Source organism: Streptomyces sp. NPDC056527 (assembly GCF_042794475.1).
In the GTDB taxonomy this organism is placed as follows: Bacteria; Actinomycetota; Actinomycetes; order Streptomycetales; family Streptomycetaceae; genus Streptomyces.
In genome coordinates this window covers 15,987-30,595 of the sequence record NZ_JBHTTQ010000037.1, presented here as the reverse complement: position 1 = coordinate 30,595, position 14,609 = coordinate 15,987, and the positions used below count along the sequence as shown (strand labels likewise).

General features: G+C 70.2%; 12 protein-coding genes. 8 read left to right on the top strand and 4 right to left on the bottom strand.

Annotated elements, in window-relative coordinates:
• The first annotated feature begins 273 nt into the window (after window positions 1–273).
• Window positions 274–1,497 (top strand): PP2C family protein-serine/threonine phosphatase, encoded by a 1,224-nt coding sequence (locus tag ACFQ7Q_RS19330; protein ID WP_383556506.1) that lies wholly within the window; start codon window positions 274–276, stop codon window positions 1,495–1,497.
• A gap of 293 nt (window positions 1,498–1,790) precedes the next feature.
• On the top strand, window positions 1,791–3,416 hold the full coding sequence (locus ACFQ7Q_RS19325) for a TROVE domain-containing protein (RefSeq protein WP_383556504.1): 1,626 nt from the start codon (window positions 1,791–1,793) through the stop codon (window positions 3,414–3,416).
• A 67-nt stretch (window positions 3,417–3,483) separates the two neighbouring features.
• Here the strand turns inward: ACFQ7Q_RS19325 and ACFQ7Q_RS19320 are convergent, their stop codons facing one another.
• Window positions 3,484–4,005 carry a hypothetical protein gene (locus tag ACFQ7Q_RS19320; protein WP_383556501.1) on the bottom strand — a complete coding sequence of 174 codons (522 nt, stop codon included), beginning with the start codon at window positions 4,003–4,005 and terminating at the stop codon, window positions 3,484–3,486.
• Between the two features lie 575 nt (window positions 4,006–4,580).
• Between ACFQ7Q_RS19320 and ACFQ7Q_RS19315 the strand changes: the two genes are divergently transcribed.
• Entirely contained in the window at window positions 4,581–5,261 is a 681-nt protein-coding gene (locus ACFQ7Q_RS19315; RefSeq protein WP_383556498.1) for a restriction endonuclease, read from the top strand.
• A 123-nt stretch (window positions 5,262–5,384) separates the two neighbouring features.
• Here ACFQ7Q_RS19315 and ACFQ7Q_RS19310 read toward each other — a convergent pair whose 3' ends face one another.
• From ACFQ7Q_RS19310 to ACFQ7Q_RS19300, 3 genes are all read right to left on the bottom strand, one after another.
• The gene (locus ACFQ7Q_RS19310; protein WP_383556495.1) at window positions 5,385–6,035 is read right to left on the bottom strand and encodes a DUF4360 domain-containing protein; all 651 of its coding nucleotides are present in this window, start codon (window positions 6,033–6,035) and stop codon (window positions 5,385–5,387) included.
• A 517-nt stretch (window positions 6,036–6,552) separates the two neighbouring features.
• Window positions 6,553–6,993, bottom strand: a complete 441-nt coding sequence (locus tag ACFQ7Q_RS19305) for a VOC family protein (RefSeq protein WP_383556492.1) — start codon at window positions 6,991–6,993, stop codon at window positions 6,553–6,555.
• A 132-nt stretch (window positions 6,994–7,125) separates the two neighbouring features.
• Window positions 7,126–7,965, bottom strand: coding sequence for an arylamine N-acetyltransferase (locus ACFQ7Q_RS19300; protein ID WP_383556489.1), 840 nt, complete (start codon window positions 7,963–7,965; stop codon window positions 7,126–7,128).
• A 309-nt stretch (window positions 7,966–8,274) separates the two neighbouring features.
• Here ACFQ7Q_RS19300 and ACFQ7Q_RS19295 point away from each other — a divergent pair, with 309 nt between their 5' ends.
• The 5 genes from ACFQ7Q_RS19295 to ACFQ7Q_RS19275 all read left to right on the top strand — a co-directional run bounded on the left by ACFQ7Q_RS19295 (window position 8,275) and on the right by ACFQ7Q_RS19275 (window position 14,551).
• Window positions 8,275–9,258 (top strand): tellurite resistance/C4-dicarboxylate transporter family protein, encoded by a 984-nt coding sequence (locus ACFQ7Q_RS19295; RefSeq protein ID WP_383556487.1) that lies wholly within the window; start codon window positions 8,275–8,277, stop codon window positions 9,256–9,258.
• A 284-nt stretch (window positions 9,259–9,542) separates the two neighbouring features.
• A complete protein-coding gene (locus tag ACFQ7Q_RS19290; protein ID WP_383556484.1) occupies window positions 9,543–10,076 on the top strand; it encodes a hypothetical protein in 534 nt (177 codons plus the stop codon).
• 237 nt (window positions 10,077–10,313) lie between these two features.
• The gene (locus ACFQ7Q_RS19285; RefSeq protein ID WP_383556481.1) at window positions 10,314–11,150 is read left to right on the top strand and encodes a DUF4097 domain-containing protein; all 837 of its coding nucleotides are present in this window, start codon (window positions 10,314–10,316) and stop codon (window positions 11,148–11,150) included.
• Window positions 11,151–11,261: 111 nt separating this feature from the next.
• Window positions 11,262–11,786 (top strand): hypothetical protein, encoded by a 525-nt coding sequence (locus ACFQ7Q_RS19280; protein ID WP_383556477.1) that lies wholly within the window; start codon window positions 11,262–11,264, stop codon window positions 11,784–11,786.
• A 506-nt stretch (window positions 11,787–12,292) separates the two neighbouring features.
• On the top strand, window positions 12,293–14,551 hold the full coding sequence (locus tag ACFQ7Q_RS19275; RefSeq protein ID WP_383556475.1) for an MMPL family transporter: 2,259 nt from the start codon (window positions 12,293–12,295) through the stop codon (window positions 14,549–14,551).
• Window positions 14,552–14,609 lie beyond the last annotated feature (58 nt).

The window sequence follows — 14,609 nt, the reverse complement described above, 5'->3', positions numbered from 1 at the left end:
TGCCAACGGATTTCTGGAGGGTACGGAGGCCTGGACGGCGCGTTACCGACGATGTTTGCCCTGATCGCGCGGGCCCCGGCGGTCGTAGGGGGCTCTTGGTGCGCGTCCGGCGGCGGCGCACTGCCTCCACGTACGGACACACGCAGACCAGGGCAGGAAACTGCCGCTCTCCCGAGCAGTGCGGGTACCCCGATCCGGCGAAGGCGCGATGGTTCACCTTGGCTCTTATCGTGGAAATCACGGGACAGGACCGAACGCAGAGGCAGGCCGACCATGGCGGAGGCGGAAATCGACCACGGGGCGGTGTTCCAGGCGCTGCCCGCCATGGTCGCGCTACTGACTCCCGAGCTGGTGTACGTGGACGTGAACGAGGAGTTCGTCCGTATGTCAGGACGCTCGCGCGAGCAGCTGCTGGGCCGGTACCTGTTCGACGTCTTCCCCGACAACCCGGATGACCCCGCCGCCACCGGCGCGCGGAACCTGCACGCGTCACTCCAACGGGTGCTGAACACCGGCGAGCGGGACACGATGGCGCTGCAACGTTACGACGTGGAGTCCCTCGAACGGCCGGGGGAGTGGGAAGAGCGGTACTGGAGCCCCGTCAACGCACCGGTGCTCGGGCCGGACGGCCAGGTGGTGCTGCTCCTGCACCGCGTCGAGGAGGTCACCGAGCTCATCAAGGCACGCGGTGTGCGAGGCAGCCGCACCCGGGTGCTGGAAGCGGAGCTGTACACCAGGGCCAAGGAACTGCAGGAGCTCAACGAGCGGCTCCGCGAGGCTCACGCCCGCGAGCGCGAGGTCGCCCTCGCCCTGCAGGACGCGATGCTGCCCGCCCCGGGCCCCACCGGCCACCACCGGGTCGCCGTGCGCTACCGGCCCGCCATCGGAACGCTCAACGTCTGCGGCGACTGGTACGACCTCGTCAACCTGCCCGGCGATCGCATCGCCGTCGCCGTCGGCGACGTCGTCGGCCACGGCCTCCAGGCCGCCTGCGTCATGGGCCTGCTCCGAAGCGCGCTCAGCGCCACTTCCCACGTCGCCGACGGCCCTGCCCAGGCCCTGGAAGTCCTCGGCCTGTACGCGCGCTCCGTCGATGGCGCCGAGAACGCCACCGCCGTCGAGACCTACGTCGACTGGGACACCCACACGGTCACGTACAGCAGCGCCGGACACCCCCCACCCGCCCTTCTCCGTGCCGACGGCACCGTGGAGTTCCTCGACCAGGCCACCGACCCCCCACTCGGCGCCCGCCCAGACCACGTTCCCCGCCCGCAGGCGACCACCACCTTCACCGAAGGCGACACCCTCGTCCTCTACACCGACGGCCTGATCGAACGCCGCCGCGAGGACATCGACGCCGGCCTCGCCCGCCTCGCCGACTCCCTCACCCACCACCGCGGAGCCGACCCCGAGACACTGGCCGAGGCACTCCTTCTCGACCTGCTCCCGGCAGTGGGAGCCACCGACGACACCGCCCTCGTCATCGTCCGTCTCTGACACCCCTCGGGGCCGGTGTCCGTGGCCCCCGTGCCCGTCACCAGGTGCCTGACGTTTATTCGTTGGTGTGCGGCCCGGTGGCTCGCATAGGTTGGCATCGCGACCGCGCCTCCGATGCGCCCGGCTGCGGCTACTTCCTATGACACCCAAGTGACGCCGCCGCCTCCTTTGATCTCGGTGGGCGCGGCCGTCCTGGCCCCGTCGGACCTACGTCGCGGGGCCGTTCATTCTTTTGGATCCGGGGGGATTCACTGCCTCGCTACACCCGACGCGTCTCCAAGATCTGGTCTGAGATGCTCGTGGCTCCGCACGTCTCGGCGGCCGCCAGCACCCCGTCCGAACCGTGGGTCCACCACAGGCCCACCGCACAGGCACTCCACACCTACGCCGGCGGCTCGGCCTTCACCCGGGAGCCCCGCGAGGAGCTCTTCCTGCTGGCGGTTGCCAACTTCGTCTCTCAGCAGACCTTCTACGAGAGCGGTACGGAGCGCGACGACAGGTACACCCGTCTCGTGGGTGAACTCGCGGTCGAGGACCCCGTATGGACGGCCGGCCTGCTGCGTTGGCTCCGAAGCGAGGGCAACCTGCGCACGGCTTCTCTGGTGGGCGCCGCCGCGTACGTACGAGCCCGGCTCGATGCCGGGCCGTCCAACGGCTCTACCAACGGCCCTACCAGCGGCCCGTCCAACCGGTCCGTGATCGACTCGGTGCTCCAGCGCGCGGACGAGCCTGGAGAGTTGCTGGCCCACTGGATCTCGGCGTACGGGCGGAACGTGCCCCAGCCCGTGAAGCGGGGCATCGCCGATGCCGTACGGCGGCTGTACTCGTCCCGGTCCCTGCTGAAGTACGACACCGCGTCCAAGGGCTTCCGCTTCGGTGACGTGCTCAACCTGGTGCACGCTTCCCCCGACCCGGACAAGCCCTGGCAGGGCGAGCTCTTCCGGTACGCCCTCGACCGTCGCCACCACCCGGAGTCGGCTGTTCCGCCTGCCTCCGACTCCCTGTTGACGGCGCACCGAGCACTGATGGAGGTGCCGGTGGACGAGCGGCGGGCAGTGGTGACCCGGCCGGACGGCACAGAGCGGCTGGCCGCCGCGGGGATGACGTGGGAGGCGCTGGCGGGCTGGCTGCACGGGCCGATGGACGCGGCGGTCTGGGAGGCCGTGATCCCCACGATGGCGCCCATGGCACTACTGCGGAACCTTCGGAACTTCGACGAGGCAGGGGTCTCGGACGAAGCCGCGGCCAAGGTCGCCGTACGGCTCTCGGGCGCCGCCGAGGTCGCCCGTTCCCGGCAGTTCCCCATGCGGTACCTGGCCGCCCATCGTCACGCGCCGTCGCAGCGCTGGGCGGCCGCTCTGGAACAAGCCCTGAGCCAATCCCTGGCCAACGTGCCGCCCCTGCCCGGCCGGACGCTGGTCCTGGTGGACCGGTCCGACTCCATGTTCTGGGACACCGTCTCCGAGCGGTCCAAGCTGACCCGTGCGGACGCGGCGGCGGTGTTCGGCAGCGCGCTGGCGATGCGCGCCGAGCAGGCGGACCTGGTGGAGTTCGGCTGGACCAGCGCAGAGGTGCCGTTCGAGCGGGGCGAACCGGTTCTCGAAGTGCTGAAACGCTTCCGCAGTCTCGGAGGCACCTACACGACGAAGGCTGTGCGAACCCACTATCGAGAGCACGACCGCGTTCTGATCGTCACCGACGAGCAGAACGCGCCATACGGACCCGGCGGGCCGGCCGAACCGGTTCCGGCCGAGGTCCCGGTCTACACATGGAACTTGGCGGGATACCAGCCCGCCCACGCTCCCGCGGGCCTCCACCGCCACACCTTCGGCGGCCTCACGGACGCCGCCTTCCGGATGATCGGCCTCATCGAGGCGGGCCGCCAGGCCGCCTGGCCGTGGACCGATGACCCGGCCTAGACCTTGGCTTCCTACTGGCACTGTCCGGCCGTTGCGCCCGGAGCGCCCCGGGGGCGGCGCGGCGAGGCTACGGCTGGTCGGCGACGCGTCCTAGCGCGCGCAGGACCTGCCACCAGGGGTCTGTGCTGTCCGCTCCGGTGACACGGGTGTAGCCGGGGCCGAAGACACACTCCAGCAGGAACGAATTCATGTCGTCGCCCCACTGCTCGAAGTCGGTGCTGTGCGACCACATGACGCCACGGTCCGGGAAGCCCCAGATCGTTCCGTCGTCGCGGCGCATGAACAGCGGGTCGTCGCTGACCACGCCGATGCAGAACCAGTCCCGCTCCCCGAGCGGGACCGGCGCGTCCGGCAGGGTGCCGGCGTAGAACTGCGACTTCGGCGCCGCCTTGCCACTGAACAGAGCGACGACCCCGAAGACGGCGCCGTCGGCGTCCCTGAGGAAGTCCTGGTAGGGCGCGGGAATGGAGGGGGAGGGCGTCTCGCCATCGAGGCCCTGGGGGACTTGGTTCATCATCTCCCACTCCCTCTCCTGAGGGAGAAGGCCGCGGGCGGCGGCGATCAGGCTCCGTACTTCTTTGCTGGTCACTGTGGTGGTCCCTCGAACTCGATTCCCAGGGGATGGTAATCGGGCAGTGCCCCCAGGGCCGCCGCCTCGGACGGTCCGCTGGTGCGACGGTGGGACACTGAGATCGCTGCTGGTAGTCGCGGGGTGACGTGTTGTCAGTGGTGCGTGCTTGTATGGCCCCGTTGCGCAGGGAGGCGCACGACGACCAACGAGGGGGATGTTGCTGTGCCGTTCATCAGGGCGTACAGGAGGGCGGACGGGACTGAGGTCCGGGCGCACTCGCGATTGCCGGCGGGTGCTCGGAAGCAGACCGCGATCGCGTTCGGCATCGTGGCGGTGGTGGTCATCTTCGGGAACTCGGGTACTGGAGCCACCGAATCGCACGGGGACCGGTTACCGGGTTCGCGGCAGTCGCCGGTGACGTACCCGATCACGTGGCCGGGCGGGGACAAGCCCGCGCCCCGGTCGACATCGGCCGTGAAGTACCCGATCCGGTGGCCTGGGTGGAACGAGTCGCCCCCGCGGCCGACGCCGACAGTCTCGTACCCGATCAAGTGGGAGCGGAACGGGGCCGGCCGGTGACCCGGCGGCCTCCCGTGCGGCGGCGGAGCGGCCGCCGACGGACCAGGAAGGGATCCGGGGGCGAGCAGCTCGTCCTCATCGCAGGCGGCGTGCTGGTGGTGTGGCTCCTGGGGGTGGGGGTGCTGCGCTTCCTGGCCACGCATCCTGTGGTCCTCGTGCTTCTGATCCTGCTGGTCGGCGGCGCGGTGGCGGTCTGGGTGGTTCAACGCCAGAAGGCGGCGCAGTGGGAGCGGGTGCGATTGCAAGGTCTGCGCTACGCGCTCTCGCAGCTCGACTCCCTGCATCACAGGGACTTCGAGCACGTGGTCCGGGACCTGATGCGCCGCGACGGGTGCGCGGATGCGGTGCAGGTCGGCGGGGCCGGTGACAACGGGGCGGATGTGAAGGCCACCGATCCTTTCGGGCGCCGCTGGGTCATCCAGTGCAAGCACCGCCGGGCGGGACTGGCAGGCTCTGCCGTGGGCACCCCTGAACTGCAGGTCCTCAACGGCACCGGGCGCCCCGTGCACAAGGGTGACGTGGTCGTACTGGTCACGAACGGAAGGTTCTCCAAACCCGCGTTCGAGTTCGCTCGTTCGCAGCGGCTGCACCTCGTCGATCGCACGGTGCTTGGCGAGTGGGCCAGCGGCTCGCGACCTCTGTGGGAGCTGCTGCGCGCCGTTCCGCCGCCCCGGCGCCCGACATCTCAGTCCTGATCCAGATGCAGGGGAGGCGCAGAGCGAGTGCTTCGGGGTTCCCCGGTCTCCGGAGGAAGTCCAGCTCGGATCGCGGGGTGGAGCCCCGGCCGGGAAGGGGGGCCCGGCCGGGGCGGCGCAGGGTCAGCTCTCCGGGCACTCCTTCCACGCGAGGTGGTAGATGGTGCTGATGTCACCGTCGGTGGAGTCCATGGTCATGTAGCTGGTGGTGGCCGGGTTCGATGTGCCGGCGCTCACGCGGAGCTCGGTGTTGATGTTGAAGTTCCGCTGCACACCGCAGGGCGCCCACACGAGCTGCGCCCAGTCGGTGTCGTCGGTGGCCTGCCAGTTGTCCTCGTACGGGCCTCGGAAGGTGTGGGTCCGGGACGCGGTGTTCGGGGAGCCCTGGAAGTAGTACGAAGCCTTCTCGGTGCTGGTCGCGCCCGGCTTGAGTGACGCGTAGCCGCGGTAGTCGGCGCTGGCGATCGCGTACGTGAAGCCGTGGGGCACGTGGACCAGGAGGTTGAGCTGGCAGTTTCTGCGGGCGGCCGTGGGGGAGGAGTTGCCGCCCACCTGCGCCAGATACTCGCTGTAGGTGACGGTGAAGGCGGTGTTGTCCTCGGACACGGCGATGGCGGTGGTGCCCTGGGGACAGCCGGAACCGTTCACCGTGGCGACGTCGATGACGATCTTGTCCGGGGGCGGGTCGACGATCGACGACGGGCTGGCCTGTGTGGGCAGGGCCGAGGCGAACAGAGCGGCGATCGCTCCGCCCACGAGCAGGGGAACTCTCATGATTCTCCCATCCAGTGCTTCAGTGCCGGGCGATCGCGGGCGCACGGGTACGTCCGGTCGCGGGGCAGGGTGCGGCGCGCCACAGGGGCGGGCGGCCGGCGTGGACCTGTTGCGGTGGATCGAGGTGCTGGCGGTGCGAGGGGTAGTCCAGCCGACAACGGTTGAACTATCATGTACATGTCATTCCGAAACGCCTGAGGCTCCCCACCGGTGCGGGCGGGGGTGGTCGAATGCTAGAAGCCCGGGCACGGAAGGTCAGTGGGGACCCCGGCCAACAATCGCCATGCGAATGGCCCTCTTTTTGGCTCAGAACGGTGGGGTGGCACCCCATGCGCCCCATATGGATCGGGCGCCCCACGCGTCACGACTGCCATCGAGGCGTGAGTCGAGAGTGTCACCTGTTGGTCGGCTGGGCCGGCGGCGGTGGGCTCGTGGGCGCATACACTCCCGGCGGGTCGGGCACTCCGGGCGCGCGTGCCCCAATGGCTCTCTGGCGCGTGGTCCTGTCGGCGGGCTCTCAGCCGAGCTGCTCGGCCAGGCCGACGATGATGCCCTCGGGGCCTCGGACGTAGCAGAGCCGATAGACGTCCTCGTACTGCGCCAGCTCGCCGACGAGTTCGGCGCCGTGAGTGCGCAGGCGGGCGACGACGTCGTCGATATCGTCGACGGCGAACATGATGCGGCGAATTCCCAGCGTGTTCGCCGGCGCGTCCTTCGGTTCGGGGCGGATGGCCTTCGGCGTGTGGAACATCGCCAGCTCGATCCGACCGTTGCCGTCGGGGGTGCGCAGCATCGCGATGTCCTGTCGCACGTCGGCGACCCCGATGACTCGCTCCACCCAACGTCCTTCGATCGGCGCCTTGCCCTCCAGCTCCATGCCGAGCTCGACGAAGAACGAAATGACGGCGTCGATGTCCTCGACGACGATGAGGACGTTGTCCATGCGCTGGATCGTCATGCTGGGTCTCCTTGGAGTCGTACGGCAACGGTGACCGCATCCACCCCTGAGACGGAGCCGCCACGCCGTTCTCGACAGAAGGGATGGTGCGGTCGACCGTCCTCGAACCAGCCCCGCCGCCCGCGGGGCGCCTCACCGTTCTCCTGCGGCCTCCCACTCCTGGTGCGCGGTGCGGACGCGGTGCCACAGCTCTGCTCGCGCGGGGACGTCGACGTCGGTCAGGTTCAGTCGGAACACGCCGGTGAGTACGTCGTACCAGTCGTCGGCCGAGTCGATGGTCCGCTCGTCCGTGCCTCCCGCGTGGATCCGACGCAGCACACAGCCACGCAACACGTCGACGCCCTTCGCGCCGCGGAGCTGCGCGGTGAGGACCCGGACGAAGCCGGACTCGGGGGAGGTGGACAGCCGCACGTGCTCCGCGGCGAAGGAGGACAGCTCCACGGGGTCCGGCGCGAAGTCCATCGCTGTGAAAGCGCCCCGGGGATCATGGGTGAACCGCCAGCCGCCCGGCACCGCCACCGACGGGGCCATCGCGTACGTGAACGGCCCCTGGGTGTAGCTGCCTTCGCGCAGAGGCAGAGGTTCGTGCATTCCGCCGGCCAGCCCTGTGTCGACCAGCCACCGCTCGCCGTCGAGCCGCACGATGAGCGCGAGATGATCACCGGCCGCACTCGCGGCGTCCTCGGGGGTGCCCTGCACTCCGGCCCGGTGCAGGGTGACGTCGTAGCCGAGGGCCGTCAGCAGCGCACTGAAGGCACCGTTGAGGTGGAAGCAGTAGCCGCCGCGCCCGCGCACGATCCGAGCAACGGACTCCTCGGCGCCGATGCCCGTCGGCCGCCCCAGATGGATGTCGAGGTTCTCGTAGGCGACCCGCTCCACCTGCGCCCGATGCAGTGCCCACAGCGCCTCGGCGGTCGGTGCCGCCGGCCGGGCCACTCCCAGTACCGCCAGATACCCGTAGACGTCGATCATGCTCTCCCTCACTACCCGAACGGAAGATCAGCCTATTCGGGGGGATGCCTGCCCGGGCGGCGCCGGAATCTCCCCATTCCCCGACACCGGGGAGACCGGGGGTGTGCCATGAGGGCGACTGGGTTGCCTGCCCTGCGACCTCGGTTCGTCGAGCCGTACCGAACGCTCGAAAGTCTGGCTGGCCATCAGGTGCCCTCGCGTGTCGGAGGCGGGTCCGGCGGGCGCACGGAGGCAGGTGTCGCGCCCGGCCGGGCACGGTGTCCGGCGGTCGGGTGGCGGAGTGGGCCGAGACGCGTTGCGATGGGGCTCATGAACGAGCCGCCCGTCCGCACACGGCCCGCGCCGCCGCCCCCGGGGACGTGGAGGGACCTGCCTCCCGCGGCGGGCGCTGTGGTGATGGCGACCGGCATTCTGTCCGTCGGATTCCATCTCGACGGCCGTGAGGCGCTCTCCCGCGTCCTGCTGTGTCTGGCGGCTCTGGTGTGGCTGTTGCTCGCGTGGGACTTCGGCGCCCGTCTGCTGCGTAGTCGGCGCCGCTGGCTGGCGGACGCCGACACTCCGCCCGGCCTGACCGCCGTCGCCGCCACGACCATCATCGGCGTCCGTATCGCCCTCCTCGGCTGGAACGCCTTCGCGGGGGTGCTGTTGGCGCTGGCTGTGCTGTTGTGGGCTGTACTCCTGACGGCGGTGCTGAGACATCTGCGGCGGCATATGCCGGGATCCGTCTTCCTGATCTGCGTCGCCACGCAGGCGCTCGCCGTCCTGGCCGCGACCCTCGCACCCGCGGAGGGTGACTGGCTGGCCTGGGCGGCGCTCGTCTTCTCCGGTCTTGGGCTGCTGCTCTACGCGGATGCGTTGGCCCGGTTCGACTTCGGGCAGATCCTCCGGGGCGCGGGCGACCAATGGGTGGCCGGCGGGGCGCTGGCCATTTCGGCGCTCGCCGGTTCCAAGCTGTTGGAGAGTGCCGTGTGGTCCGGGTCTGCCTACACGGCGCTGCGCACGGCCACTCTCGTGCTGATCGCCCTCGACCTCGCGTGGTACGTCGTCCTGCTCTGTTCCGAACTGCTCAGTCCGCGTCCGCAGTACGACGTCCGGCGCTGGGCCACGGTCTTTCCCCTCGGGATGACGGCGGTCGCTTCCCTGTCGACCGCGGCCGCGACCGGCATCGCCTGGCTCGACACGCTGGGAACCGTGCTCTTGTGGGTCGCCGCTCTCGCCTGGCTGCTGACCCTGTGCGGGCTACTGCGTGCGCTGCTCGTACGGGCTGCCACGCCTCCTCCGGTCGGCCCGTGAGGGGTCGCGGCGCGCGAACTCGGGGCCACGGCGCCGCCCTCGCCGCACCGCCGCCCGGTGCGCATGGGCGAGTCGGCTGCCTGGTGCGCGGACGCTGGCCGTTCGGAGGGTCGTCGGAGTGCCGCCCAGTCGAGGCCTTTGCTCCATTTCCGCAGATCTGGGCAACGGCCTAAGCCCAGCCGTCGCAGGCGGCACCCCCCCGATGGCGCCAGTTCGACGACACTCTGGCGCGCCATGGCGCCAGAGGACTTGCGATGGCGCCACGATGGTGCCATTATTGCGTCATGGACCTCACCCCGTACGTTGACAATCTTCGCCATGAGCTCGGCGTGGCCGCCGAGGCGGGCGGGGACGAAGCTCGTGCTCTGGCCGACCGGCTGACCGGTCAGCTGGAGTCGGCAGCCCGTCTGACCCTGCTGAACGCCCTGTCCGACGCCATGGACGAGGTCACCCGTGACCTGGCGCCCGGCTCGGTCGATCTGCGGCTGCGCGGCCTGAATCCCGAGTTCGTGGTGACCGCGCCGCCCACGGTCGACGCCTTCGAGGAGGCCGAGACTCCGGCGCAGGCCCCGCCGCCTCCGGTGACGGCTCCTGTGGAGGCCGAGGATGGCGCCACGTCGCGCATCAACTTCCGGCCGCCGGCCCAGCTCAAGGTCCGGGTCGAGGAAGCCGCGAGCCGCGAGGGCCTCTCGGTCAACGCGTGGCTGGTGCGGGCCGTGACCGCCGCCCTTGAGCCCGGCACGGCGAGCCGCAGCCGGAAGGGTGCGACGGGCCTGGGCCCGGCTGTCGGGCAGGGCTTCACCGGCTGGGTCCGCTAGCCGTACCAGGGAACTGCCTCACGCCCCGGTGGTACCGCCACGCGAGCGCGGGACCGCCGGCCGCAACCGGAAGCACCACGCGTTCACGCTTGCACGACGACGCTCCGGGTGCGCCTGCCGCACCCGGAACCACGTCACATCGCTGTCGCACCACGGCACTTCAGCCGAGTGCGAACTTCCACTGAGCCATTCAGCCGCTCGGTCAATCAGTCACTCAGCCAAAAGGACGGCACAGTCATGCCTGCTTTCGAAACCCCCGAACCCATCTCCGCCACCGTCGAGCTCGAGATCGGGCGGGCCCGCATCGTCGCGGGCAAGCGCACGGACACCGTCGTCGAGGTGACGCCGAGCGACCCCGGCGACAAGCTGGACGTACAGGCCGCCGAGGAAACCAAGGTCACCTGCGCCGGCGGGAAGCTGCTGGTCAAAGGCCCCAAGAAGCGCTCGCTCTTCGGCAAGATCGGCGCGGTCGACGTGACCGTCGAGCTGCCCGCGGGCTCCGAGTTGATCGGCGGCACGGGCCTCGGCGAGTTCATCGGCGAGGGTCGGTTCGGCAACTGCCGCCTCACGACCGCGGCGGGGGACATCCAGCTCGACGAGGCCGCGGACGTGCGGCTGAAGACCTCGCACGGCGACATCCTCGTGGACCGTACGACAGGCCAGACCGAGATTCACGGGTCGGGCCGCGTGCGGGTCGGCAGGATCGACGGGTCGGCGACCGTCAAGAACCTCAACGGCGAGACCGTGATCGGCGAGATCGGCGGGGAGTTGCGGGTGAATTCCTCGAACGGTCCCATCAGCGTCGTACGCGCGGCGTCCTCGGTCACCGCCAAGACCGCCAGCGGCTCGATCCGGCTCGGGGAGGTCGTTCGCGGCCAGATCACGCTGGATTCCTCCGCCGGGGGCTTGGAGATCGGCATCGCAGAGGGGACCGCGGCCTGGCTCGACGTGCGCTCCACGGCCGGCCGCGTACGCAATGAGATGGACGCCGCGGAGGGCCCGGGGCAGTCCACGGAGACGGTCGAGGTCCGGGGCCGCACGAGCGTCGGCGACATCGTGATCCGCCGCGCGTAGGCACGATCGCACAGACATAGGCGTAGGCGCGCGCGTTGGCGTGCGCACAGGCGGAGTTGGGGCTGAAGCGCCGGCAGGGCGTAGCCATCGAATCGAGGGGCGGGGAACGAGATGAAACGCGGATTACAGACCGGCACCTCCGAAGCCCCCGGCGCCTTCGCCTCGTTCATCCGCTTCGTGATCTTCGGCGGTGGGGTCGGCCTCGCCTCCAGTTCGGCCGTGGCCCTGCTCTCCGGTTTCCTGCCGTTCGCCCTGGCCAACGCGCTCATCACGGTGGTCTCGACGATTCTCGCGACCGAACTGCACGCCCGGTTCACCTTCGCGTCGGGGCGGCGGCGCGCCAAGCGCGGACTGCTGCACTGCGGTCTCCGCCACCACCTGCAGTCCGCCGGGACGGCCGCCGCCGCCTTCGCCGTGACCACCCTCGCGATGCTCGTCCTGTACGCGTTCGAGAGCGCACCGTCTCTCGTGGTCGAACAGACCGTCTACCTCTCGGCCTCTGCCCTGGCCGGTATCGGCCGCTTCCTGGCGCTGCGCCTGTACGTCTTCGCCACCAAGGGCAGGCGTCCCGCCCCGGTCACCCTCGACCTGCACCGGTCCCAGCCCGTCCGCGAGCAGCTCACCACCGCGTCCTGAACCAGCCTGGTAATAGGGCACGGGGGATTGCCGTCCGGAACCGCAGGCTGGCCGCCCGCCGGCAACCCCTTAGGGGCCCTCACCGCCCGCCGGCAACCCCGTCGAGGCCCTGACCACCCGCGCTCGGCGCCGTCTATGCACTGACCACTCCACGTGCCGGCCCCTTGCCCGCTGCCGGGCGTCCCGGCAAGGCCGTGCTTCCGGGGACGGCGATGCGGAACCCGAAGTGACGCCACTCAGAAAGCGAATGGCGCCATAGCGGCTCGCCGTGGCGCCATCTATGTGTCATGATGGCGATGCCCGCAACGCGCCAGTCCGGCGCCAGCGCGGCGCCATTCATGCGCCTTCCATGCCTCATGCCGCGCAGTCCGGTGCCGAAGGACCAGCCCATCGGTCCATCGGCCAACCGCTCCAGCCCGCGCAGCGGGCAACCGCTCCGACTGCCCAGCCCGTTTCGACGGACCGAATCGCTCTCACCGACCACCGATCCCCATAGGAGTCCCTCCGTGGCTACGTTCCTTTCCAGACTGGGCCGCCTCGCCTTTCGTCGACGGGGGGTGACGCTGCTGCTCTGGCTGCTGATATTCGGCGGTATGGGCTTCGCGGCATCGTCCGCGCCGGCGCCGCCCGCCGATACGTTCTCGATGCCGGGCACCGAGTCGCAGGAGGCCTTCGACCTGCTGAGCGAGAAGTTCCCGGATGCCAGCGCCGATGGCGCCAGTGCCCGGGTCGTCGTCCGGGCCCCCGAGGGCGCGAAGATCACCACGCCCGCGCAGCGGACCAAGGTCGAGCGCCTGGTCGCCGAGCTGGGGACGTCGTCCCCGCAGGTGGTGGGTGTCGCCGACCCGTACGAGAGCCCCGAGATCAGCATCAGCAAGGACGGGACGACCGCCTACATGGTGGTGACGTACAAGGTCCCCGCGATGGAGGTCGGCGACAAGGCGCACGACGCGCTCGACGCGGCCACCGAGCGGGCCCGCTCGGCGGGGCTGACCGTCGAGGCCGGCGGTGACGCGGTGAAGATCGAGCAGGCGATGGGCGGCACCGGCGAGCAGATCGGCATCCTGATCTCCGCGATCGTCCTCGTCCTGACCTTCGGCTCGATGATCGCGGCCGGAATGCCGCTGATCACCGCACTGGTCGGCGTCGGCATCGGCATCTCGGGCATCACCACGCTCGGCTCCACGCTGGGCCTGTCCGGTACCACCTCGACGCTCGCGATGATGATCGGTCTCGCGGTCGGCATCGACTACGCGCTGTTCATCGTGTCCCGCTTCCGCGCCGAGCGCGCCGAGGGGCGTACCCCCGAGGAGGCCGCGGGACGAGCCGTAGGAACCGCGGGCTCGGCCGTCGTCTTCGCCGGTCTCACGGTCATCGTCGCCCTCGCGGGGCTCGCCGTCGTGAACATCCCGATGCTCACCAAGATGGGCCTCGCCGCGGCCGGCACCGTCGCCGTCGCCGTACTCGTCGCGATCACGCTGGTCCCCGCCCTCCTCGGCCTCGCGCCGGTCAAGGTGATGGCCCGCAAGGGACGCCTGCGGTACGCGGTCAAGCCGCTGTCGGACCGTCAGCAGCGCAGGGCCGCCAAGCACGAGGCGAAGCTGGCCAGGAAGACCAAGCCCAACCTGGGTTCCCGCTGGGCCAGTTACGTCCTGCGCCACCCCGTGGCGGTCCTCCTCGTCGGTGTGGTCGGCCTCGGCACGATCGCCGTACCGGCGGCGAGCCTGGAACTCGGCCTGCCGGGCGAAGGCCAGATGTCGACACAGACGACCCAGCGCAAGGCGTACGACCTGCTTTCGGAGTCCTTCGGGCCCGGGTTCAACGGACCGCTGATGGTCACCGTGCAGACCAGGGACGCCGAGGCCAAGGCCGTCGGCGACGAGATCGGCAAGGCGCTCGGGAAGACGGCCGGTGTGGCCTCGGTCTCCCCGGCCACCGCCAACAAGCCGGGCGACACCGCGATCCTCACCGTCATCCCCACGACCGGCCCGACCGAGAAGAAGACCGAGGAGCTGGTACGCGAACTCCGCGACACCGCGGGCGACCTGGAGCGGGGCACCGCGTCCCGGATCCTCGTGACCGGCCAGACGGCCATGTTCATCGACTTCTCCCAGACCCTCGACGACGCCTTGCTGCCCTACCTGGGGCTGGTCGTGGGCCTCGCCTTCCTGCTCCTGATGGTGGTCTTCCGCTCCATCCTGGTCCCGCTCAAGGCGGCCCTCGGGTTCCTGCTCTCGGTGGCGGCGGCACTCGGCGCGGTCGTGGCGGTCTTCCAGTGGGGCTGGCTCGCCGATGCCTTCGGCATCGACGCCCCGGGCCCGATCATGAGCACGATGCCGATCTTCATGATCGGCGTGGTCTTCGGCCTCGCGATGGACTACGAGGTCTTCCTGGTCAGCCGGATGCGTGAGTCGTACGCCCACGGAGCACGCCCCGCCGAGGCGGTCGTCGACGGCTTCCGCTACGGCGGCCGGGTGGTCAGCGCGGCCGCGGTCATCATGATGAGCGTGTTCTCCGGCTTCATCGTGGAGGACAACGACTTCGTCAAGATGATCGGCTTCGCCCTCGCGATCGCCGTCCTCTTCGACGCCTTCATCGTCCGCATGGCGATCGTGCCCGCCCTCTTCGCCCTGCTCGGCAAGTCCGCCTGGTGGCTGCCGAAGTGGCTGGACCGTGTCCTGCCCCGGGTCGACGTCGAGGGAGAGAAGCTCGGCCAGGCGCAGGCCGCACCGCGCGCGGACCGCGACCGTGCCCTGGTCGGCTGACCATCTACTGATTCGGGCGACGGATGCCTGACGGAAGGCGCCTCCGTACCGGCTCGGG